Origin of the sequence: Paenibacillus taichungensis (assembly GCF_013359905.1) — a bacterium.
In the GTDB taxonomy this organism is placed as follows: domain Bacteria; phylum Bacillota; class Bacilli; order Paenibacillales; family Paenibacillaceae; genus Paenibacillus; species Paenibacillus taichungensis.
The window spans coordinates 1-21,465 of the sequence record NZ_JABMCC010000094.1 but is presented as its reverse complement, the minus strand read 5'-3'; the positions used below and the strand labels follow the sequence as shown (position 1 = coordinate 21,465).

Below are 21,465 nucleotides of genomic sequence, written 5' to 3'. Positions count from 1 at the left end.
TTAAAGAATTCCTTCACCTGTTGTCTTTTTCGATATATAGTTCGAGCCGAGTACAAATATAAGTCCAACGACTGCCTGGAACAGCCCAACGACGGTTGCCAGCGTATATTGTCCCGATTCCAGCCCGACCCGGTATACAAAGGTACTGAGCACATCGGAGTATTCACGTACTGCCGTGTTCCCGATAATATAAGGACGATCAAAGCCGATGCTGACCATATGACCCAAATTAAGAATGAGCAGTGTTACGATGGTAGGCTTGATGCTTGGCAGGGTTATATGCCAGATTTTCTTCAGCCGTGTCGCTCCATCAATCTCTGCCGCTTCGAACAATTCCTTATTAACACCCGTCAGCGCAGCCAGATACAGAATGGTTCCCCAACCTGCACTTTGCCAGACACCTGTGAACAGGTAAGTCACGAGCCATGGATTTTTCTCCGTCAAAAATGGAATCGGATTTAAGCCGATACTTTCAAGTACACCGTTTACCATACCGGATTGGTTACCGAATAACTGGTACACAATGCCCCCAATAATGACCCACGAAATAAAGTGAGGGATATACAGAATCGTCTGCGATATTTTTTGAAACCATTTAAACCGGATTTCATAGAGCATGATGGCTAATATAATGGGAGCAGGAAACGAAACAATCAGATCAAGAAAATTCAGCATAAAGGTGTTGCGCAACGTGGTGTAGAAATCTCGCATCCCGAATACCTCACGAAAGGCATCAAAACCGATCCACTCACTGCCGTTAATACCTTGAAACAGATTAAAATCCTTAAATGCGATCTGAACGCCATACATCGGTCCGTAGCGAAACACCACGAAATAGATGAGGGGCAGTGAAATCAACGCGTATAATTGCCAATACCTCTTCAAGTATGCGGTCAAGTCGGTCTCCTCCTAACAACGAAGAAACACTGTGCCGCCTTAACCTCATCCGACGGCACAAGTCCCTTCATGAATGATGAAATTTCAAGCTTGTGTTCTTTGGATTCGTACGTTCATAGATTCATATCTCCAACTATTATTTCGCAGCAAGCTCCTGAACCGCTTGATCCAGTTCCTTTTTCAGTTCTGTGCCGCCCAGGGACATGAAATCATTCATTTCCCGTTCATACACTGCGTCGAATTCTTCGGGTTTAGCCATTGCTGTTTTTACGATAATGACATTAAGCTTATCTTTGAGCGCTGTACTGTACTTCATCTCTGCCTGAATCGGTTTGTCAAAAATGATGGGTCCTACCGTGTCGGTGTTAGCAATATCAATCGACTGTTTGAGCATTTCCTGATTGTTTTGCGGGAAGCCCATGACCCACGCTTTTTCGTTGGTAGCCTGATCACCGATATTTTTACCGTTTGAAATAATAGCTGTATCCCCTGCGTTGAACAGACGATCTTTCGCTTCCTGTGAAGCATCTTCTTTGACAACCGGAATTCCGTCTACCAGATCGTAGTTCTCTCCTTCCACGCCGCTGTAAATATCAATCAGGTTATTTTCTGATGCCATCCAATCCAAATATTTGATTGCTTCCACTGAACGTTTGCTGCTCTTCGGAATCATGATGTACATGCCGTTTGAACCGTAACGGGATTTGATATGTTTGTTGTCTACGTTTGCGTTGGTGTACGCATCGACCGGAAGCACCTTACTGCCCTGCGTATTTTTAAGCAAGTTATCCAGAGTGCCATCCGCATAGAAAATGGCGTCGACATCCTCAGACCAATAGCCAATGTTACCGTTCTGTACATCCTTCACCAGTTGAGCCTTATCTTCATCCAAACTGAAGTCCTTGCTGATCAAACCTTCATTGTATAGCTTGTTCATGAACTTCATCGCATCCTTGAAGCCTTCATGGAGAGGCAATTCATAACGTTGGGCATAAGTCAGATCCCCGCTGATCGGCTTAATGAATGAGTAAATTAATGTTTCGAACTGAGCTGGCGCCAGTGCCATTCCCATTGGAATGTTTTTGCTACCAAGTCCACCAGGGTCCTTCTCTTTAAATGCTTTCAAAGTGGTATACAATTCATCCGTCGTCTTCGGTACTGGCAATCCCAGTTTATCGAGCCAATCCTGACGAATATAAGAGCTATATCTGCCTGTGATGGCACGTTTGCCAGGAACTGCGAACTGCTGGCCCTCTAATTGACCAAACTTAAGGGTGTCCTCGCCAAGGAATTTTTTCAGGTTCGGTCCGTATTGATCAATCAACTCTCCCACATCAGTCAGACCACCTTGTTCGGCGTAACGATAAAATACACTTGAGTCATAAACAAATACAATATCCGGAACATCCGTATTACTCGCCATTAGGACATTCAGCTTGGTTACTTCCTCCGAGCGCTGAATCGGTACGAATTGTATATCAATGTTATTCGGGTCGCCGAACCGTTCCTGGATCAGCTTGGACAAATAGTTATTCGTAATGGTATAAGGCGAAGGACTATTCCCGCGGTCAAACACCTCCACTTTTAAAGTGACACGCTCGCCGCTACCTGATGCACTACCTTCTGATTCCTGATTCGATGCAGATGAACAGCCGGCTAGCAAGGAAACTCCCATTACCATAGTAAGCGCCAATCCCATCCATTTCTTTAGACTCCCTTTGGTTGCTTTTCCTGTCATTTTGTCATCTCCTTAGCATTGCGTGAATGTTTAAAGCTTGCCCAGAGTATTCCACATCTTTCCGTGCTCTGGCAATAAACCTGTTTCGGAAACGCTTACATAAGGATAATGGTTTATCCCGAGCGACGATTTTCGCAGACTGACTATATTCGTAAAGGACCCGAAAACTGGCGTAAATCAAGGGTTCCTTGCATAAGCGCAAGCTTCCAAGACGGAATACAGGCATACACTAGCAGCAAAAAAAGGCGGACTCCTACATGGCTTCTCCTGAGAAAAACCTGCATGAATTCCACCCTGTGCTTAGCACGGTATAATGCGTAGCATGAGCCTTTGAATTACGATTCGGGATCGTGTTGTCCACGTTTCATACGGCGATAGTCTCCCGGTGTAATACCCTCAACCCGTTTGAATACACGTCCCAAGGTTATTCCATTGGCATACCCCACCTTCAACGCAATATCCTGTAGGGAAAGATCCGTACTCCGCAGAAGACGCTCCGTTTCCTTCATCCGCAATTCTGTAAGGAAGTCTACAAACTTCATATTGAACTCTGTCTTGAACAAATAACTTGCATGTTTGCCGGTGATCTGGAATCGATCGCTGAGATGTTTCAGCGAAAGATCAGGATTCGCAAACTGTTCCTCGATATAGTTTTTCATTTCATTGACCATCGCTTTGTAGCTCTTGGTTTCGGTTACCGACACATAAGTTCTGAACAAGTCCGTCAGGTCATCAAACAGAATGTCTTTCACACCTTCAAGTGTCTCCGCTTCTTTCATCAGCATCAACCACTTGTTTATGTTTTCCTCCGATAATTTTTCCTGCAGCTGTTCGGACATGACCGCTACTTCCCGGCTGAGCATCTGTAGCATCGCCTGAATCAAGGAGTGAATCTCATCATCTGGCAGCTTATCACGTTCATAAGCCGCAAAGATCTCCTCCAGTTGATCACGCCACTGACTACTCGACATCCGAAACCGTTTAACAAAATCAGCAATCATCTGCAAATAGGTATAGGTATCAAGCAGCTGCTGCTGGGTTTCTCCATATCCAGCCAGAGCAACATCACCGTCTCTCAGCAATCTGCGGTGCATCACAGTCTCAGCCGCCACGTATGATTCACGAATAGCCTTGATGCCCTCCGCGATCGGTCCGATACCGAAACTCAATGATATACGCAGATTCTGCTCAACCCAGGATCGGCATTCCTCCGCAACTAAGCGAATTTGCTCCGTCATATCCAGGTTACCGTCTGTGGAAAGGAAAAGGATCGCAATCTGATCCGAGCTGACCCATTCTGTCCAGCATTGCATACCCGCATTGCGTGAGAGCTCCTGCAGCACATTCATTAACGCAAATTTGAGTGTATTCTGCTCACCTCTCGTAAACCGTTCCTGAAAGCCCTTCTCATATCGGTTGATTTCGCCAACCACAACAGCGAAGCATGACGAAGTATCCACGCCAGTTAACGGGGAAAGATCCTTTAATCGCTCTACCGCATGATCCAGATTCTCCCCATTCAGCAGATCGTTAAATAGTTTGCTGCGCTGCAGCAGCACGTTTTCTCTGCTCTTTTTGTCCGAATCCATCATATGGTTTATTAGGTTTTCCAACACGCCATCAATCAATTTCATCTCATCGGTCCGTGAGCCCGATTGCTCTAGCACCCGAATCTGATGCGCCTCAATCCGATTCATAATAATCTGGATGGGTTTATAGTTGCGACGAGTGATATAGATAATATAAACGATCGCACAAATGACGGTAACAACCGCAATAATCACCCATACATAGGAAACCACCGAGACCCAACCATATAAGTTCCCCTCCTTGATCCCACTGGAGATCGTCCAACCCAATCTTTCCAGCGAAAGGGTGTTCAGCTCTTGGCCTTCTACAGCACCTTCACGATCTGAATGCGCATCGTAAACAATCTGACCGTCACGGTCAAGAATGCTCATGAATGAAAGCTGCCCATTAACCATACTATCAATGCTCTGCTCGATGCTGCTCATCTTGATATTAATGACAAGCGCCCCATCGGAGCCAAATGGCAAGGGCATATCCTTATTCACCGTCAACACCCGAATAGGCGTACGCTGATTAACTCCTGCATCAAATTCCCTGACAGGCTGCCAGCCTGAAGTAAGAGAACCAGAGTCGATCCGGTCGATCCACGCCTTGTCTGAAAAGCTGTCTACATCCTTAGATCCGCTTGAGGTTAAAACGCTTTCATTTTTCTTGTCATACAAATAAATGGATTGGATCCAAGGGTTGGAACTCGTCAGCTCACGCAAGCTTTGAGCAATGCTATACACGGTCTCTTCGCCCACCTGGTTCTGGCTATTAAAATAGTACTTATAGGCCTGCTCACTCTGCACCGCTTCCATAACCGACAACTCAATATCCCGGATCGTCCGATCCAGACTGTCCACCAAATAGCTGGAGGAGATACGGTCTGCTTTCCTTGTTTCTTCCCTGGAGATGTCATTAATGAAAACAAAAGCGATAAAAATGAGTACGGTCATGGTAAGAAAGAAAATAGGAAAATAAGAAAACAGTAAACGATAATACCAAGTCCGGGACAATAAACCCCACTCCTCACTCCACGACACCGTTGTAAAATAGCCGTGGTTCTACTGTTCATCACATCAGTTACATCTCTGGGATTGAATTCCCTATATACGCAGCCATAAAATCAATTTTAAGTTATTATAGCACAAGCCCCTAGGCAGCAAATGAGTAATCGATTCCCTCTTTCTCCTTGACTCATCCGCATCTCTATCCTAATCCATCATAAAAAATAAAAACCGTGCTGAGCAGCAAACTACTCAAACACGGTACAATACACCTGAATTCGCACAAATCTGTGGTCATGATTAAATCCCTGAATCTTTAAACAATGTCGCCATGGAGCCACCATCCACAATAATGCGAACAGCACGCGCAAGCATTGGAGCTACGGGCAACACTTTGAAGCATTCGGGATGGTCATCCGGCAGTGCGATGGAGTCTGTGACTACCACCTCGGCTATAGACGGGTGATTGAGCTTACTTAGTGCTCCGTCCGAGAACAGACCATGTGTTGCGCATACATATACGTTTTTGGAGCCTCGCTCCTTCAACCCTTCAACAACATTGAGAATTGTCGTTCCGGTATCGATCAGATCCTCAATAATAATTGGAGTTCGACCTTCAACATCCCCAATAACGTGCGTAATAATCGATTCATTGTGGCTTGGACGCTTCTTAATCATAATGGCAAAAGGTGAATCCAGACGATTCGCCAGTTTCTCTGCCATCGAGGCTCGTCCCGCATCAGGGGAAACAACCACCGGATTTTCAATCCCTTTACTCAGCAAATAATCACTGATGAGATCCAATGATGTCATGTGATCCACAGGAATATTGAAAAATCCTTGAATTGCCGCTGCATGCAGATCAATGGTAACTACCCGGTTTGCCCCAGCAGTAGTTAACACATCCGCAACCATCTTGGCAGAGATCGGCTCACGCGGAGCAGACTTGCGTTCCTGACGGGCATATCCGTAATAAGGAACAATAATATTTACCGTACGGGCAGAAGCCCTTTTAGCTGCATCAATCATGACGAGCAGTTCTACGAACAACTCATTGATCGGATGAGATAATGATTGAACTAGAAACACATCACAGTTGCGGATCGTTTCTTCGTAGTGAACGTATATTTCTCCGCTCTTGAACCGGGACAGTTTGATCTTGCCTAGTTGTACACCCAGCTTGTCGCATACCTGTTCTGCCAGCTTAGGGTTCGATGAACCGGAAAAAATACGTAACGAATGCTGCATAATGCCCTCCCGAGGGTTGAAGTCCCAATATAATCCTTTATCAGTCTAAAAGTGAATGTTCAAAAAGGCCGGTTTTCAGTACCGAGAAGATGGGATAAAGCTAGAAATGGAGTAGCGGTTCGTAGGCAAAACTACGTGAGCAACGAACATTTCGGCTGAATTCCAGCTTCGATGCTGATGATGCCATTAGGCATCCTTCGTAATCAAAAGCGGACTTTTTTGAACTACCTCTAAAAAGGTTATTTCCTACCCTCATTATACTCCACTGCCTTATACATTTAAAGAAAGGAACGAGCGCTGTCGGCCTTCAAAAACGGCTACCTCCGTACAGCCCAGCTCATGCAAGAGCGCCTCGGCCTCAGGTAGATAATCCCCTAGCTTCAGCGGATCATGTGCATCGGAGCCAAGGGTCAGCGGAATTCCCAATCGAATGGCCTCCGTTAACATCCGGCGACCAGGGAACATCTCTGCGCAGGGCTTCGATAATCCTGATGCATTGAGCTCCATAGCACAGCCACTTTTTGCGATAGCTTGCAGTGCTGCGTTTTCAAGGGCTATACGCTCTTCAGTCTGCTCTGGTGCCGGAGTGAAGCCAAAGCGCTTGATCACATCTGTATGACCCATAATATCGTACATTCCCGTCGCTGCCGCTTTGCTCACAGCATCATAGTATTGACGATAGACTCCTAGTACGTCTTTGCCTTCCCAATGATGGGTCTGGCGAAAATCCGTAATGTCCCATTCCCCGAGAAAATGAACCGATCCAATCACGTAGTCCCATGGGTAGCGTTCAATAATGGCCCGGATTTCGGTCTCCCAGCCTTCAATATAGTCGCCTTCCAGGCCGACACGCACATCGATCTGACCACGGTACCGCTCTTTCAGAGAAAAACACTCTTCCACGTAACGCGGCAGCTCATCCATGGGCATTGCCATCTCAGGATAATAGTGAGCGGGGTCTACATGCAGCAAAGGCATGTGATCCGACAGCCCGATCTGCGACAGCCCAATCTCCACCCCACGCTGTACATAAGCCTCCAGCTTGCCAACCGCATGACCACACCGCTCATGGTGTGTATGATAGTCTATACGCACAGGCTCGCCTCCTAATCGCGGCGTGGCCGCTCGTGGCGACGGCTCAGCTCTGACATGATGTCATCCAGCGGCAGCTTGCGCTCTTGCAACAGAACGAGCAAGTGGTACATCAGGTCACTGACCTCAAGACGAAGCTCGTCATTGTCTTTATTTTTGGCGGCAATGATCGTCTCGGACGCTTCTTCACCGATTTTTTTCAGAATTTTATCAACGCCTTTATCGAACAGGTACGTCGTATATGCACCTTCCGGACGCTCACGTTCACGCTCTGCAATGACCGATTCCAGTTCAGCCAGTACTTCAAAACGACTTCCGGAGCTAGCACTTGCAGTAGTTGCACTAAAATCGCCTGAAGCCTGGTCTGCTGATTGCTCTGGCAAGCCCACGATTTCATTATGGAAACACGTCACCGCTCCGGTGTGGCAAGCAGGTCCATTCGGTTTTACTTCAACTAGCAAGGTGTCACCATCACAATCGTATTTCAAAGAAGTAATCGTCTGTACGTTGCCTGAAGTTGCGCCCTTGTGCCACAGCTCTTGACGCGAGCGTGACCAGAACCACGTTTCACCGGATTCAAGCGACAATTTCAGGGATTCACGATTCATATAAGCCATCATCAGAACTTGGCGTGTCTCTGCATCCTGCACAATGGCAGGTACCAAACCATCGCTCCAACGAATGTGTTCCACAACCTGCTCCAAGGATAACTGCTCCTTAATCTCATTGCTTACATTAGTCACGGATCTCCACCCCTTGCTCTCTCAAATGTTGTTTTAACGCCGGAACGGCGATTTCTTTGTAATGGAATATCGTTGCTGCTAGACCTGCATCCGCTTTGCCTGTCGTAAACACATCATAGAAATGGGATTCCTTGCCTGCACCGCCTGAAGCGATGACCGGAATACGTACCGATTCGGATACCGCTGCAGTCAGCTTCAGATCGAATCCGTCCTTCGTTCCGTCCGCGTCCATGCTTGTCAGCAGAATTTCGCCAGCGCCTAAGGTCTCCGCGTGTTTAACCCAGTCCAGCGCCTTAATTCCTGAAGGTTTACGTCCACCATGCGTGTACACTTCCCATTCGCCCCAAGCCTCATTATACTTGGCGTCTATTGCAACGACGATACACTGGGAACCAAAGCGGCGTGCTCCGTCTGCAATCAGCTGAGGATTAAGCACAGCTGCCGTATTTATCGCAATCTTGTCCGCTCCTGCACGCAGAATGCGCTTCATGTCTTCCACCTTGGAGATCCCTCCGCCTACGGTAAAAGGAATGGCGATCTCGCCTGCGGTTTGCCGCACCACTACTTCCATCGTTTCGCGGCCTTCCACCGAAGCGGAGATATCGAGAAACACCAGTTCGTCCGCACCCTCGCGGTCATATAGCGCCGCCAGCTCCACCGGATCACCCGCATCGCGGAGATTGACGAAGTTAACGCCTTTGACAACCCGGCCGTCCTTCACGTCCAGACAAGGAATGATTCTTTTTGCCAGCATGCTCCTCTTCCTCTCTCCTGATGATCGTTATCGTGCAAATGTTATTTGAGCCTATATAGTATCGCTATTATTTATTTACCGCACGTACCGCTTCAGACAGATCAATACTGCCAGTATACAGCGCTTTTCCTACGATTGCTCCTCCGACACCATCTTCCGCATGTTTGCTTAAACGAAGCAGATCATCCATAACACTGACTCCACCGGAAGCAATCACCGTACGGCCACTTGCCTTCGCAAGAGATACGATCGCTTCCACGTTAGGGCCCTGCATCATACCATCACGAGAGATGTCTGTGAAGATGAAGGTTTCGGCACCGAATGCCGCCAACTCCTTTGCCAGTACCTCAGCCTGGACCTCCGATGTCTCCAGCCATCCACGTGTCGCCACATAGCCATTGCGTGCATCGATACCAATAGCTACTTTGTCTCCATATCGTCCCAGTACTTCTTCTGTAAAAGCACGATCCTCAATCGCAGCTGTTCCGATAATAAGGCGACTCACGCCGAGACCCAGCAGGCGTTCTACATCAGCCACTGTACGAAGGCCTCCACCGACCTGAACAGGCACGTTTACGGCCGAAGCAATACGCCCGATCAGCTCATCATTCACGGGATGACCTGCTTTTGCACCGTCCAGATCCACCAGATGAACGTATGTACCACCTTGCTTCTCCCAGGAAAGAGCAACTTGAACCGGGTCATCGTTATATACCGTTTCCTGATTGTAATCTCCCTGCACCAGTCTTACACATTTGCCGTCCCGGATATCAATTGCCGGATATATGATAAAAGATGACATACAAGGCCTCCTGAATATATTCATATTTGTGCTCTATATAAATTGAAACTAGAGAATATTTACACTTGCCACTCCGATGACAGAACAACCTTCCGATCGCTGTTATCTCCAGATTTTTTTTGAATCCCTTATTTAAAGGGGAAAATCCGGGGATAAAGGCGAACGCCTCGCTTCTTCAGGTTATTTCTGTCCTCTCCGTTATCGTGTAAATGATTAGTTCAATTTATATAGATTAGATTTTATATAAGTTTAGCTACGTATTATTTTATAAGGATGAAATTAAAAAATCATAGGATCGCGAATTATGGTTACGCATTAGGTCGTCCAGTCAACGCCAGGAAGTTTCCAAGCAGCTTCATACCAAGCTCTCCGCTCTTCTCAGGGTGGAACTGCATGCCGAAATTGGAGCCTCTGCCAACAATCGCCGTAACCGGATGTCCGTAATCCGTTACTGCCAATAGATCGCTCTCTACGTCCGTACGTGCATGATATGAATGGACAAAATAGACATGACTTGCCTCAAGCCCCGCGAATAGCGGATTTTCCGGGTGCAGGAACTGCAATCGATTCCAGCCCATATGCGGAACCTTTAATTCTCCCGGTGCGAATCGCACAACTTTACCCGGCAAAATATTCAATCCTTCATGCTCGCCATGCTCCTCGCTTGAGCTGAACAACAGCTGCATGCCCAGACAGATGCCGAGTAGCGGTGTTGGTCCAGCTGCCGCTTCCTTCACCACTGCGTCCAAGCCACTCTCTCTCAAGTGAACCATGGCATCGCCAAACGCACCTACACCTGGCAAAATCACACCATCTGCACCTAGAATCGCATCCCGATCACCTGTCACCAGCGCTTCGTAGCCAAGACGTTCGACCGCTTTGCCGACGCTGTGCAGGTTCCCCATACCGTAATCGACAATTGCAATCGCCATCGTCTACAGCACTCCCTTCGTGGAAGGCACACCCGTTACACGTGGATCAATCGTTGTCGCCTCATCCAGTGCACGGCCCAGTGCTTTGAAGATCGCTTCGATCATGTGGTGCGTATTTTGTCCGTAGTGCACGATAACGTGCAATGTAATGCGCGCTTCCAGCGCCAGTTTCCACAGGAACTCATGTACCAGCTCGGTTGAGAAGCTGCCCACTTGCTGAGACGGGTATTGTGCGCGGTACTCAAAGTGAGGGCGGTTGCTGACATCGATGACTACCTGAGCGAGAGCCTCATCCATCGGTACAAATACACTCGCATAACGTTTGATGCCCCGCTTGTCACCCAATGCTTCACGAAGAGTCTGTCCCAGACAGATCCCGATATCCTCCACCGTGTGGTGGTCATCAATATCAACATCGCCGCGTGCCTGTACGTTCAGATCGAATTGTCCATGCTTTGTGAACAGATCGAGCATATGATTCAAGAAAGGTACGTCCGTTTCAATCTCGGATTGCCCGGTTCCATCTACGGCAAAAGAAAGCTGAATGTTCGTTTCATTTGTTTTGCGGTCTACCTCTGCCTGACGTACAGCACCCTTGTTCTGAAGGTCCAAACCATTATTCTGCTTATCCATTATCCGATTCCGCCTTTCCTTCCTGTTCTAACCGTACAGAGATCGCACGGGCGTGTCCTTCGAGCCCTTCATGCCGGGCCAGCTCTATAATAGCCGCTCCATTTTGGAGTAATGCTTCCTTGCTGTAATAGATCAAACTCGATTTTTTGATAAAATCATCCACGTCCACAGGTGAACTGAATCGGGCTGTTCCATTTGTCGGAATAATGTGATTCGGTCCCGCAAAATAATCCCCTACCGGCTCCGAGCTATACGGGCCGAGGAAGATCGCTCCGGCATTCTCGATTCGGCCAGCGTAAGCCATGGGCTCCTGCACCATGATCTCCAGATGCTCCGGTGCGAGCCGGTTCACCACATCGATTCCCTCATCGAGGGAATCGACCACAATAATTGCGCCATACTGCTCCACAGAAGCAGCAGCGATATCACGCCGCGGCAGCGCTTCTAGCTGCTGCCGCACTTCGGCCTGCACGGCTTCCGCCAGCACAGCCGAGGTTGTGACGAGAATGGCCGATGCCATCTCGTCATGCTCCGCCTGCGACAACAGGTCGGCGGCGACATATACCGGATTCGCCGTATCATCGGCTAGCACTACAATCTCACTCGGCCCGGCAATACTATCGATATCGACTGCGCCGTACACTTCGCGCTTCGCGAGCGCCACGTATATATTGCCCGGTCCACAGATCTTGTCGACCGGGGCAATGCTCTCCGTGCCGTAAGCGAGGGCGGCGATCGCCTGAGCGCCGCCAACCCGATACATCTCGCTCACGCCTGCTTCCGCAGCAGCCACGAGAATGTACGGGTTAATGCCTTCGCCGCCGTTCGTTGACGGCGGCGTCACCAGAACAATCTCCGGCACGCCAGCCACCTGTGCCGGAATTACATTCATCAGCACCGACGAAGGGTACGCTGCTTTGCCGCCAGGTACATACACGCCGACCCGCTTCAGCGGTCGGATCACCTGGCCCAGCAGACTGCCGTCTGGCTGCCAATCCATCCATGAGTTGCGCTTCTGCTTCTCATGAAAAGCACGAATGTTCGCGGCGGCCTGACGGATCGCCGTCACGAAGGAAGGCTCTACGGCTGCATAAGCTGCCTGCAGCTCTTCCTGCGGCACGCGCAGCTCCGCGGCCGTCAGCTTCGTGCGGTCCAACTGCTCTGTGTAACGCAGCAGTGCCGCATCTCCTTCCCGGCGAATGTCGCTGACAATGCGCCGTACCGTTTCATTTTGCTCCGGTGTACCGTATTCCACTTCCCGCTTCAGATCAAATTCCCGTGCAGGTACAATTTTCATGCGTACATCCTCCCTATCCCTGTAGTGCCTGTGATGCGTCCAATACCCGTTTATGCTATATAATCAATCATTGATTAGTTACTTCTGTTCCATCTTACATGCTTGATTTATCCTCGAAAAATCCCCGCCGACACCTCATTCGAGGCTGGAATGACCTGTTGGAGAGCATCGCATAATGCCTGAATTCGTGCGTTCTTCATCCGATAGCTGACCCGATTGGCAATAAGGCGGCTTGTGATATCCAGAATGCCCGTCATCTCCACGAGTCCGTTCTCACGCAGCGTCTGTCCCGTCTCTACCAGATCGACGATTCGGTCGGCCAGCCCGATCAGCGGCGCCAGTTCGATCGAACCATTCAGTTTGATAACTTCCACCTGCTGTCCTTGCTCGCGGAAATACTGGGAAGCGATTCTCGGGTACTTTGTTGCCACACGCTGCTGAATGCCAGGTGTCCAGTCCGGTAGTCCAATAACAGACATGCGGCACTGGGCGATTCCCAGGTTCAACAATTCGTACACGTCCCGATTTTCCTCAAGCAGAACGTCTTTACCCACAATCCCTATATCCGCTACTCCATACTCCACATACGTTGGCACGTCTACGGGCTTCGCCATGATGAACTCCATCCCCGCTTCCGGCACTTCGATGACCAGCTTGCGCGTATCGTCCACGTCTACCGGAATATCAAGCCCTGCTTCACGGAACAGTTTGGAGGCTTTCTTATAGATTCGGCCCTTCGGCATAGCTACCTTCAAAATATCCGACATCTTAGCGTCCCCCTCCATTTTCAGATCCGTACGTGATAACCTGCTCAGCCTGAATTGATTTGTTTCCTGTTAGAGCCTCTGCCCCATCTTTAGGAAGGAGGTATGTTACTACATTCTGACCAATGCTGCGTAGTCTCGCCGCCTCTGTTAGAGCCTCAGCTCGGTGTTCCGAAGTATATTGAATAAGTACAGGCTTCTTCTCTTCCATCGTAATTCCATGAACACCATCGATAATACGGTTTGTTTTGAGTGCAAATCCTGTAGCCGGTAATGAACGGCCAAACTGTTGTAACAGATTATCATATCGTCCGCCACTGCATACCGGGGATCCGAGCTCTGCCGCATACCCTTCAAACGTCATGCCTGTATAATAGGAGAAATCACCAATCATCGTCAGATCAATCAGCACATGCTCAGAAACACCGTACGCTTCCAACACTTCGAATACTGCACAGAGATGTGCAATGGACTGTGCTGCTTCAGTACTTGAACTCAGCTCTGCTGCGTGTGTACATACTTCTTTACCGCCACGCAGACGCAAAATGGCTTCAAGCTGCTCCTTCAGTTTCGGTTCCAGATTCAATGCTTCAATGGATTGGCGATAACCGACATAATCACGTCCCAGCAATCCTTCTTTCAACTGCTCCTGTTGTACCGTTTGACCTGGAATGACTTCTTCCAGTAACCCGTTCAGAAATCCCATATGACCCATCGCAATTTTAAAGGAAGACACACCCGCTGCCTGCAAAGAAGCGATCGCAAGTGCTACAACTTCTGCATCTGCCTCTGGCGAATCATCACCGACAAGCTCTACACCTGTTTGAAAAAATTCCGCCTCACGCCCCGCTTCCTCTTCAATGGAACGAAACACATTCGCATGATAGGACAAACGCAGAGGAAGCTCCTCATCCTTTAATAGAGAAGAGACCACCCGTGCAATCGGAGCTGTCAGATCTGATCTTAGTACGAGCGTAGTCCCGCGGCTGTTCAATAATTTAAACAACTTGCGATCCGATGTGGAACTCGCTACACCTACGGTATCGTAGTATTCAATCGTTGGCGTAATGATTTGACGGTAACCCCAGCGTTCCATGCATTCTAATACATTCCGCTCAATGGTTCGCAGCTTGGTCACCACATGTGGTGTATAGTCACGAAAACCTGTCGGTTTTTCAAAGCCTTTTGGTTTGGACATTGGTATTCTTCACCCCGAGTCAGTAATTTAAGATTGGTAGACGTTCTATTTCAACAGGATTTATGTAATGTAAATCCCCATTCTATCTTGTAACCTGAATTTTTATTGTTGCTGCCAGGCAGCCTTCAGAAAATGTTTAGTACGTGTTCACTTATTCTTAATTATACTTACTTCTATCTTTTTTCTTTAACATGGTAAAGTGCTAACAAACTAAAGGATATGGGATATGATAACATGAATGACTATCCATCGTCAACAATACAGCCCCTTTGGGGGCTTGTACTATATCCTCCATTTTGATCCCATTGCTGAACATGAGTCTAACTATTTGTATACGAAAAAAGCTGCCATCAGCAGCTTCCTTACTCCAGTCAATTCGACTTATTGCACTTCCCTTGACTGAACCCATTCAGGTTAATTTTCGTCCGTGTATTCTTTGTGATGATCTTTTACAGATATATCCGTGGGCCGTCTCGGCCGTCAACCAAAATCATTACTCATCAGCCTTTATGACAATCTCCTCCGCTGATGCATTCGAGCGAGACAGATCACGAAGTGGATTCCCTCCAACAAAAGCTCCCGGAGCTACATCCTTATGAACAACTGCTCCTGCAGCTACAACCGCACCGTCTCCGATGGTCACACCTGGCAGGATGGTTGAATTTGCACCGATCAGTACATTTTCCCCGATAATAACCTCACCGAGTCTGTACTCTTTAATAAGATACTCGTGAGCCAGGATCGTGGTATTGTAGCCAATCACGGAATTTTCGCCTACCGTAATTTTCTCCGGAAAGAAAACATCAACCATCACCATCAATCCAAAAGCCGTATGTTTACCCACCTTCATGCCGAGCATGCGACGATAGATCCAGTTCTTGACCGATAGATTCGGGCAGTACCGTGACAACTGAATCCAGATAAAATTGCGCACGCCTTTCCACGGACTCACAGTCTTATAGATATGCCAAAGTGCGTTATGGCCTTCTACGGGATAGCGGGTTACTTTTCTCATGAACGTTCCGTTTCAATCAGCTTAAGCAAGTCCTTCATGTCGTGCAAAATGTAATCCGGGTTATAGCCGCTCAATACGGCCTCTCCCTTAAGGGACCAGGCTACGCCTGCCGAAAGCGCACCCGCGTTCTGTGCCGATTGAATATCGACCGGGCTGTCACCCACCATCAATGTTTTGGAAGGATCTGCACCCAACTCTTCGATCGCCTTCAGGACTGGTTCAGCATGCGGTTTGGGATTGGTTACATCCGTAACTGTCACAATCGATTTCATATACTTCAACAGGTCGAAACGCTCCAGCACCTTAAGAGTAGATGGACGAATCTTCGTTGTGACAACACCCATCACGATTCCTGCCTCATGAAGAGCTTCAACGACCTCAATCACGTGAGGAAACGGCTGAACCATCGCCTCATGATGAACGTCGTTATACGCCCGATATCCTTTGACATACTCCGCAACATCCTCTTTCCCAGAGAACGTACGCATCTGATTCTCCAGTGTCCCCCCCATATGAGGAATGATCTGTTCGCGTGTCCAAGGGGTAGATAACTGCAAATCCTTCATCACATGAAGGAAAGAGTTGATAATTAGTTCATTCGTATCAATAATCGTTCCATCCAGATCAAACAAAACCGTGTCAATCATGTTGCATTACTCCTTTTTCTCTTCAGCTTGCTTCAGATCCTCTTTGGCCGAGACTGGAGTTACCGTGTCCTCTTTGCCTGCAACCGGGCCTGTGTGCACCATATCATCCGATGATTCTGAAGGAACTTTGGAAGATACAATTGGATCGCTATACCTTACATCTGCCTTGCCTGTCATTCTTCTCACAACGATGAAGACTATCGCAACAATAATGATCCCAATAGCCAGCAACTGCGAAATTCTTACGTTACCGTAGGCCGGATCAAGATATCCTTGCTCGAATCCCATAGCTGTCATCGGTGACCATAACCCATTAACCATGGAGGCAACCCATTGCGGAGCCTGGAATCCCAGACTGTCGGTACGAAGCGCTTCGATAAAGAAACGACCGATCGAGTACCAGATAAAATAGGACATAAACAGCTCACCAGCACGCAGGAACTTCTGACGACGAAGCACCAGCAAGATGACCAGACCAACAAGACTCCACATCGATTCATACAAAAATGCAGGATGATGGAATACACCTTCCACATTCATCTGATTAACGATAAAGTCTGGCAAATGAAGCTTGTCTCTCAAAAATGATTCTTCTACTGGACCACCATAAGCCTCTTGGTTTACAAAGTTACCCCAGCGTCCGATCATTTGTCCAACGATCAGTCCAGGCGCACAGATGTCGGCCATACGCCAGAAGTTATACCCTTTACGACGGAAGAAAATGACTGCACATATGATCGCACCAATCAGTGCGCCATATATCGCGATTCCACCATTCCATATTTTAAAGACATCCCAGAAATTATCCTTATAATCGTCCCATCGAAATGCCACGTAGTATATGCGGGCACCGATAATGGCAGAAGGCACACCAAGCAGGACCATGTCCATAAACACTTCCTGCGGAATGTTATACCGTTTGCCTTCCCGGATGACGAGCAGCAAACCTACAAGTGCCGCTGTACCGAGAATAAGCCCGTACCAGTGAACCTTTAACGCTCCGATGGAGAACGCAATGGGGTTCAACAGTAATAATGTATCCATTCATTCACACTCCTATAAATTGACTCATTCACAAGCAGGACCAACTGCTGCATGTCTCCAACACGCTATACAGGAGTAGAACACATCAACAATTGGCCTTTAATGATATAATAGAGCCTTCTCTTCTTAGTCCATGTCTTCCATATCTTCAGAGATCGTTGCTGTCAGCTTGTTCGTAAATTGCAGCGCAGCGTTAAGTCCCATTTGCTTAAGACGATAGTTCATCGCCGCAACTTCAATAATTACAGCCAAGTTCCGTCCCGGACGAACAGGAATGGTTACCAGAGGTACATCTGTATCGATGATACGTGTTGTCTCCTCATCCAGACCGAGGCGATCATACTGCTTATCCTGCTGCCAAGCCTCTAGACGCACTACCAGGGTGATCCGTTTATTATTACGCACAGCCCCTGCACCAAATAATGTCATCACGTTGATAATCCCAACTCCCCGAATCTCAAGTAGGTGACGGATGAGCTCTGGTGCTGTTCCGTGCAGCTGGAAGTCTGATGTTTGCCGGATTTCAACTGCATCATCCGCAATCAAACGGTGTCCACGCTTCACCAATTCAAGTGCCGTTTCACTCTTACCAATACCACTACTGCCCGTAATTAGCATACCGACTCCATTCACATCACACAGTACGCCATGAATCGTTGCCGTTGGCGCAAGCTTACGCTCCAGGAATCCGGTAATACGGCTCGATAAAATGGTTGTAGCCATGTTGCTGCGAAGCACGGCCAGATTCTGCTCCTCACTGATTTCGATCAGTTCCTGTGGTACTTCCAGTCCACGAGTCACCAAGATACAAGGTGTTTCTTCCGTGCATAGGCGCTGCATCCGATCACGACGCTCGGCCTCAGGCAACATGGAAAAAAAGGCCAGCTCTGTTCTCCCAAGCAGCTGTACCCGTTCTTGTGGATGGTATTCAAAATAACCGGCCATTTCGAGGCCAGGACGGTTTAAGTCGTCTACAGTAATGACTCTCTTCAAACCTTGAGCTCCGGAAACGACCTCAAGCTGGAACTGCTGTACCAATTCAGATACTTTCACTTTTTTCGCCATTTGTCTCTTCCTTTCAGCATTCGCTGCCTCTCTATGTACATCAGCATTTTTGCGTCAATTCCATTCCATTATTAGCGCATTCATTTTGTTTGTTTCAGGTTACAGATTTTACAAAACAAAACCAGCCTTCAAATAATCTTAAATGAATTCAGTGTTGAATGCAATCGTGAACCATGGCCGCTCATTAATCAAAAAAGCCCCTTCCAGCAATAACGGAAGGGGCTCAGATTACAATGTATAATTGCGTTAACTGATAGATTCCATCGTTACCGATGAATCTCAGTACTATTAGTCTTGAAGAAGAACGTTTGCTTCAGTCTCTTTGTCAAAGATATGAACTTTGTTCATGTCAATTGCCATTTTAACTGTGGAACCATCACGAGTGTTAGAACGTCCGTCTACACGTGCGATTGTAGTGTCGTTACCTACACCGCTCAAGTAGAGGAGCATTTCGTGACCCAAGTTCTCTGTTACGTCTACGTGTGTAGAGAATACAGAGTTCGGGGATGCTTCCAGGAATACTGGCTCTTCGTGAATGTCTTCTGGACGAACACCCAGAATGACTTCTTTACCAATGTATCCTCTTGATTTCAGCACTTGTGCTTTACCTTGTGGGATTTCAACGTCCACACCAGGAGCTACGAAATGCAGGCTAGCACCTTGCTCAGCCAATTTACCCGAGATAAAGTTCATTGTCGGGGAACCGATGAAACCAGCTACGAACAGGTTAGCAGGGTGGTTGTAAAGCTCTTCTGGAGAAGCTGCTTGTTGGATGATACCATCCTTCATAACAACGATCCGATCACCCATTGTCATTGCTTCGATTTGGTCATGCGTTACGTAGATAACGGTTGTTTCCAAACGTTTCGCAAGTTTAGTGATCTCAGCACGCATTTGACCACGAAGTTTAGCATCCAAGTTGGAGAGAGGCTCATCCATCAAGAACACTTGTGGATCACGGACGATCGCACGTCCCAAAGCGACACGCTGACGTTGACCACCGGACAATGCCTTAGGTTTACGCTCAAGCAAATGCTCGATATCCAGGATTTTAGCTGCTTCACGTACACGTTTGTCGATCTCATCTTTTTTCACTTTACGCAATTTCAGACCAAACGCCATGTTTTGGTATACGCTCATATGCGGATACAAGGCATAGGATTGGAATACCATCGCGATATCGCGGTCTTTAGGAGCAACGTCATTAACGACACGGTCACCGATATAGAGTTTACCTTCAGAAATTTCCTCAAGGCCTGCGATCATACGCAGTGTTGTTGATTTACCACAACCGGACGGACCTACCAGTACCAGAAACTCTTTATCTTTAATGTCCAGGTTAATATCAACTACTGTTGCTTTATCAGAACCCGGGTATTTTTTGAAAATATGCTCTAAACGTACACCAGCCATGATTGTTGCCTCCTCAGAGATCATTTTGTAATCGAATACATTTTGTAGTTTTATATTAACCCATTTGCATGATGTTTGACTATTCGCAAACTGCACAAAAATATCAAAGCTTTTTCGTCACTTTGTACATAAGCAGTAAAAGCCTTACCAGAACAGCACTTTCGAAGTTTCTGACATCATATCCGATCTCCTGTTTGATCTTATCCAAACGATATACCAAAGTATTACGATGAATAAAGAGTCGCTTTGCCGTCTCACTCACATTACAATCGAGATTGAAGAAGGTCTCCAGCGTAGCCAGTGTCTCACTATCACTAAATAACACAGTACCTTTGCCCGTTTCCTGTATAAAACGAAGACGTTGTTGCACAGGAATGCTATCTACCAAACGTTCGAGTTGCAGATCCCAAGGGAGATGGATGTGTTGTGCGACATGGAAAGCCCTGCCCAAGTGCACACTCTCTTGAAGAAGTGCCGTGACAGGAGATAGCTGCTTTGCAGGGGTACATGGTAAGGATGCAGACAAATGAAATACGCCCGCCCATTCACTGGCCACCAATTCATAGAGCCCCTGACAAAAGGCATTCAGTAAATCCTTTCTGGCTTCCGTCGTATCCTCTTCAGCTTCGCCAGTGACAATCTGTTCATCACCTAGAAACACCCACTCCTGCGCTCCCACAGGAATCAGTATAATCTCTTCACCGAAATAACTTTCGAGCAACTTATTCAATTCCTTCGAACGTATGCGATGGGCATCAGGTGTCTCACATTGAAGTAGAAATGGGATTTTCTCTGTATTCAATTCTCCATCCAGTGAAAAACGATCTGGAATAGGCTCCTGCTGGACTGTTTGCTCAATCTGTTTGCGAAGCCATTGTCCCAATTCAGCAAGCTGTTGTTCTCTATCATTTTCATATATCACAGGCTGTTCTTCATCTAAAGATTCCTTATGACTACTAATGAGAAGTTCAATTAAACGCTGAACTTCCAGCGTAACGGCATCAACAGAACATGCCCAATATAAAAGAGTACCTTCTTCCTCGTTCATCCCGACTTTAAAATATATAAGGTCTTGTGTACGCCAACTGCTTACATCCTTAGCCAAACCAACCATCTTCTCATCATCACCTATGAAACCTTCGGCCTCTTTTGTAAGAGTATTATGAGCCACTGGAACAGTTCTTCGATAAGCTGAGCTTAATCCATATTGATTCCATTCTTCTATAGTTATCACGGATTCGTCCAATGTAGTACCTATAATTGCTTCGATTTGTTGTTTTAGATCAGGTATGAGCTTCATATAATGAACGCCACCACTCTGCTTTTTTTCTATTATTTTATCATATCTTGCGCAGCATCGCCTTTTTCAGTCTTTATTAGAGTTTCCACATTATTAATTTATTTATCTACAACAAAAAAGAGTGATTAATCAAATTAATGATCAATCACTCTTTTTTAAAAGATGAGTCATGAAGGGCTCGAACCTTCGACACCCTGATTAAAAGTCAGGTGCTCTACCAACTGAGCTAATGACTCGAAAAACTGGTGGAGGATGATGGATTCGAACCACCGAACCCGTACGGGAGCAGATTTACAGTCTGATG

General features: G+C 47.2%; 19 protein-coding genes and 1 tRNA gene. All 20 read right to left on the bottom strand.

Annotated elements, in window-relative coordinates; genetic code table 11:
* The 20 genes from HP548_RS03140 to HP548_RS03045 all read right to left on the bottom strand — a co-directional run bounded on the left by HP548_RS03140 (window position 1) and on the right by HP548_RS03045 (window position 21,397).
* Window positions 1-897: an ABC transporter permease gene (locus HP548_RS03140; protein WP_076291997.1), complete on the bottom strand. Its 897-nt coding sequence runs from the start codon at window positions 895-897 to the stop codon at window positions 1-3.
* Between the two features lie 136 nt (window positions 898-1,033).
* The gene (locus HP548_RS03135) at window positions 1,034-2,635 is read right to left on the bottom strand and encodes an extracellular solute-binding protein (RefSeq protein ID WP_099859259.1); all 1,602 of its coding nucleotides are present in this window, start codon (window positions 2,633-2,635) and stop codon (window positions 1,034-1,036) included.
* Between the two features lie 335 nt (window positions 2,636-2,970).
* Window positions 2,971-5,223: a helix-turn-helix domain-containing protein gene (locus HP548_RS03130; protein WP_175380875.1), complete on the bottom strand. Its 2,253-nt coding sequence runs from the start codon at window positions 5,221-5,223 to the stop codon at window positions 2,971-2,973.
* 291 nt (window positions 5,224-5,514) lie between these two features.
* Window positions 5,515-6,462, bottom strand: coding sequence for a ribose-phosphate diphosphokinase (locus tag HP548_RS03125; protein WP_076292000.1), 948 nt, complete (start codon window positions 6,460-6,462; stop codon window positions 5,515-5,517).
* Window positions 6,463-6,732: 270 nt separating this feature from the next.
* A complete protein-coding gene (hisJ, locus tag HP548_RS03120) occupies window positions 6,733-7,557 on the bottom strand; it encodes a histidinol-phosphatase HisJ (protein WP_076292001.1) in 825 nt (274 codons plus the stop codon).
* Between the two features lie 11 nt (window positions 7,558-7,568).
* Window positions 7,569-8,297, bottom strand: a complete 729-nt coding sequence (gene hisIE, locus HP548_RS03115; protein ID WP_076292002.1) for a bifunctional phosphoribosyl-AMP cyclohydrolase/phosphoribosyl-ATP diphosphatase HisIE — start codon at window positions 8,295-8,297, stop codon at window positions 7,569-7,571.
* On the bottom strand, window positions 8,290-9,051 hold the full coding sequence (gene hisF, locus HP548_RS03110; protein WP_175380874.1) for an imidazole glycerol phosphate synthase subunit HisF: 762 nt from the start codon (window positions 9,049-9,051) through the stop codon (window positions 8,290-8,292). Before hisF ends, hisIE begins: the two co-directional genes overlap by 8 nt.
* 67 nt (window positions 9,052-9,118) lie before the next feature.
* A complete protein-coding gene (gene hisA / locus HP548_RS03105) occupies window positions 9,119-9,853 on the bottom strand; it encodes a 1-(5-phosphoribosyl)-5-[(5-phosphoribosylamino)methylideneamino]imidazole-4-carboxamide isomerase (RefSeq protein WP_024634114.1) in 735 nt (244 codons plus the stop codon).
* Window positions 9,854-10,161: 308 nt separating this feature from the next.
* Window positions 10,162-10,785, bottom strand: a complete 624-nt coding sequence (gene hisH / locus HP548_RS03100; protein ID WP_175380873.1) for an imidazole glycerol phosphate synthase subunit HisH — start codon at window positions 10,783-10,785, stop codon at window positions 10,162-10,164.
* Window positions 10,786-10,788: 3 nt separating this feature from the next.
* Window positions 10,789-11,418, bottom strand: a complete 630-nt coding sequence (gene hisB / locus HP548_RS03095) for an imidazoleglycerol-phosphate dehydratase HisB (protein WP_063566514.1) — start codon at window positions 11,416-11,418, stop codon at window positions 10,789-10,791.
* Complete coding sequence (hisD, locus tag HP548_RS03090) at window positions 11,411-12,715, bottom strand: histidinol dehydrogenase (protein ID WP_175380872.1); 1,305 nt, start codon at window positions 12,713-12,715, stop codon at window positions 11,411-11,413. The genes hisB and hisD overlap by 8 nt, the downstream gene beginning before the upstream one ends.
* 107 nt (window positions 12,716-12,822) lie before the next feature.
* On the bottom strand, window positions 12,823-13,482 hold the full coding sequence (gene hisG / locus HP548_RS03085; protein ID WP_064641175.1) for an ATP phosphoribosyltransferase: 660 nt from the start codon (window positions 13,480-13,482) through the stop codon (window positions 12,823-12,825).
* A gap of 1 nt (window position 13,483) precedes the next feature.
* Window positions 13,484-14,677, bottom strand: coding sequence for an ATP phosphoribosyltransferase regulatory subunit (locus HP548_RS03080; protein WP_175380871.1), 1,194 nt, complete (start codon window positions 14,675-14,677; stop codon window positions 13,484-13,486).
* A 493-nt stretch (window positions 14,678-15,170) separates the two neighbouring features.
* Entirely contained in the window at window positions 15,171-15,692 is a 522-nt protein-coding gene (locus HP548_RS03075; RefSeq protein ID WP_175380870.1) for an acyltransferase, read from the bottom strand.
* The gene (gene ppaX, locus HP548_RS03070; protein WP_099859253.1) at window positions 15,689-16,339 is read right to left on the bottom strand and encodes a pyrophosphatase PpaX; all 651 of its coding nucleotides are present in this window, start codon (window positions 16,337-16,339) and stop codon (window positions 15,689-15,691) included. The genes HP548_RS03075 and ppaX overlap by 4 nt, the downstream gene beginning before the upstream one ends.
* 6 nt (window positions 16,340-16,345) lie before the next feature.
* Window positions 16,346-17,383 carry a prolipoprotein diacylglyceryl transferase gene (gene lgt / locus HP548_RS03065; protein WP_175380869.1) on the bottom strand — a complete coding sequence of 346 codons (1,038 nt, stop codon included), beginning with the start codon at window positions 17,381-17,383 and terminating at the stop codon, window positions 16,346-16,348.
* A gap of 126 nt (window positions 17,384-17,509) precedes the next feature.
* Complete coding sequence (gene hprK / locus HP548_RS03060) at window positions 17,510-18,448, bottom strand: HPr(Ser) kinase/phosphatase (RefSeq protein ID WP_076292010.1); 939 nt, start codon at window positions 18,446-18,448, stop codon at window positions 17,510-17,512.
* Window positions 18,449-18,736: 288 nt separating this feature from the next.
* Window positions 18,737-19,861: an ABC transporter ATP-binding protein gene (locus HP548_RS03055; RefSeq protein WP_076292011.1), complete on the bottom strand. Its 1,125-nt coding sequence runs from the start codon at window positions 19,859-19,861 to the stop codon at window positions 18,737-18,739.
* Window positions 19,862-19,964: 103 nt separating this feature from the next.
* On the bottom strand, window positions 19,965-21,161 hold the full coding sequence (locus tag HP548_RS03050) for a PucR family transcriptional regulator (protein WP_076292012.1): 1,197 nt from the start codon (window positions 21,159-21,161) through the stop codon (window positions 19,965-19,967).
* A gap of 163 nt (window positions 21,162-21,324) precedes the next feature.
* Window positions 21,325-21,397: transfer RNA gene (locus HP548_RS03045), tRNA-Lys, on the bottom strand.
* Window positions 21,398-21,465 lie beyond the last annotated feature (68 nt).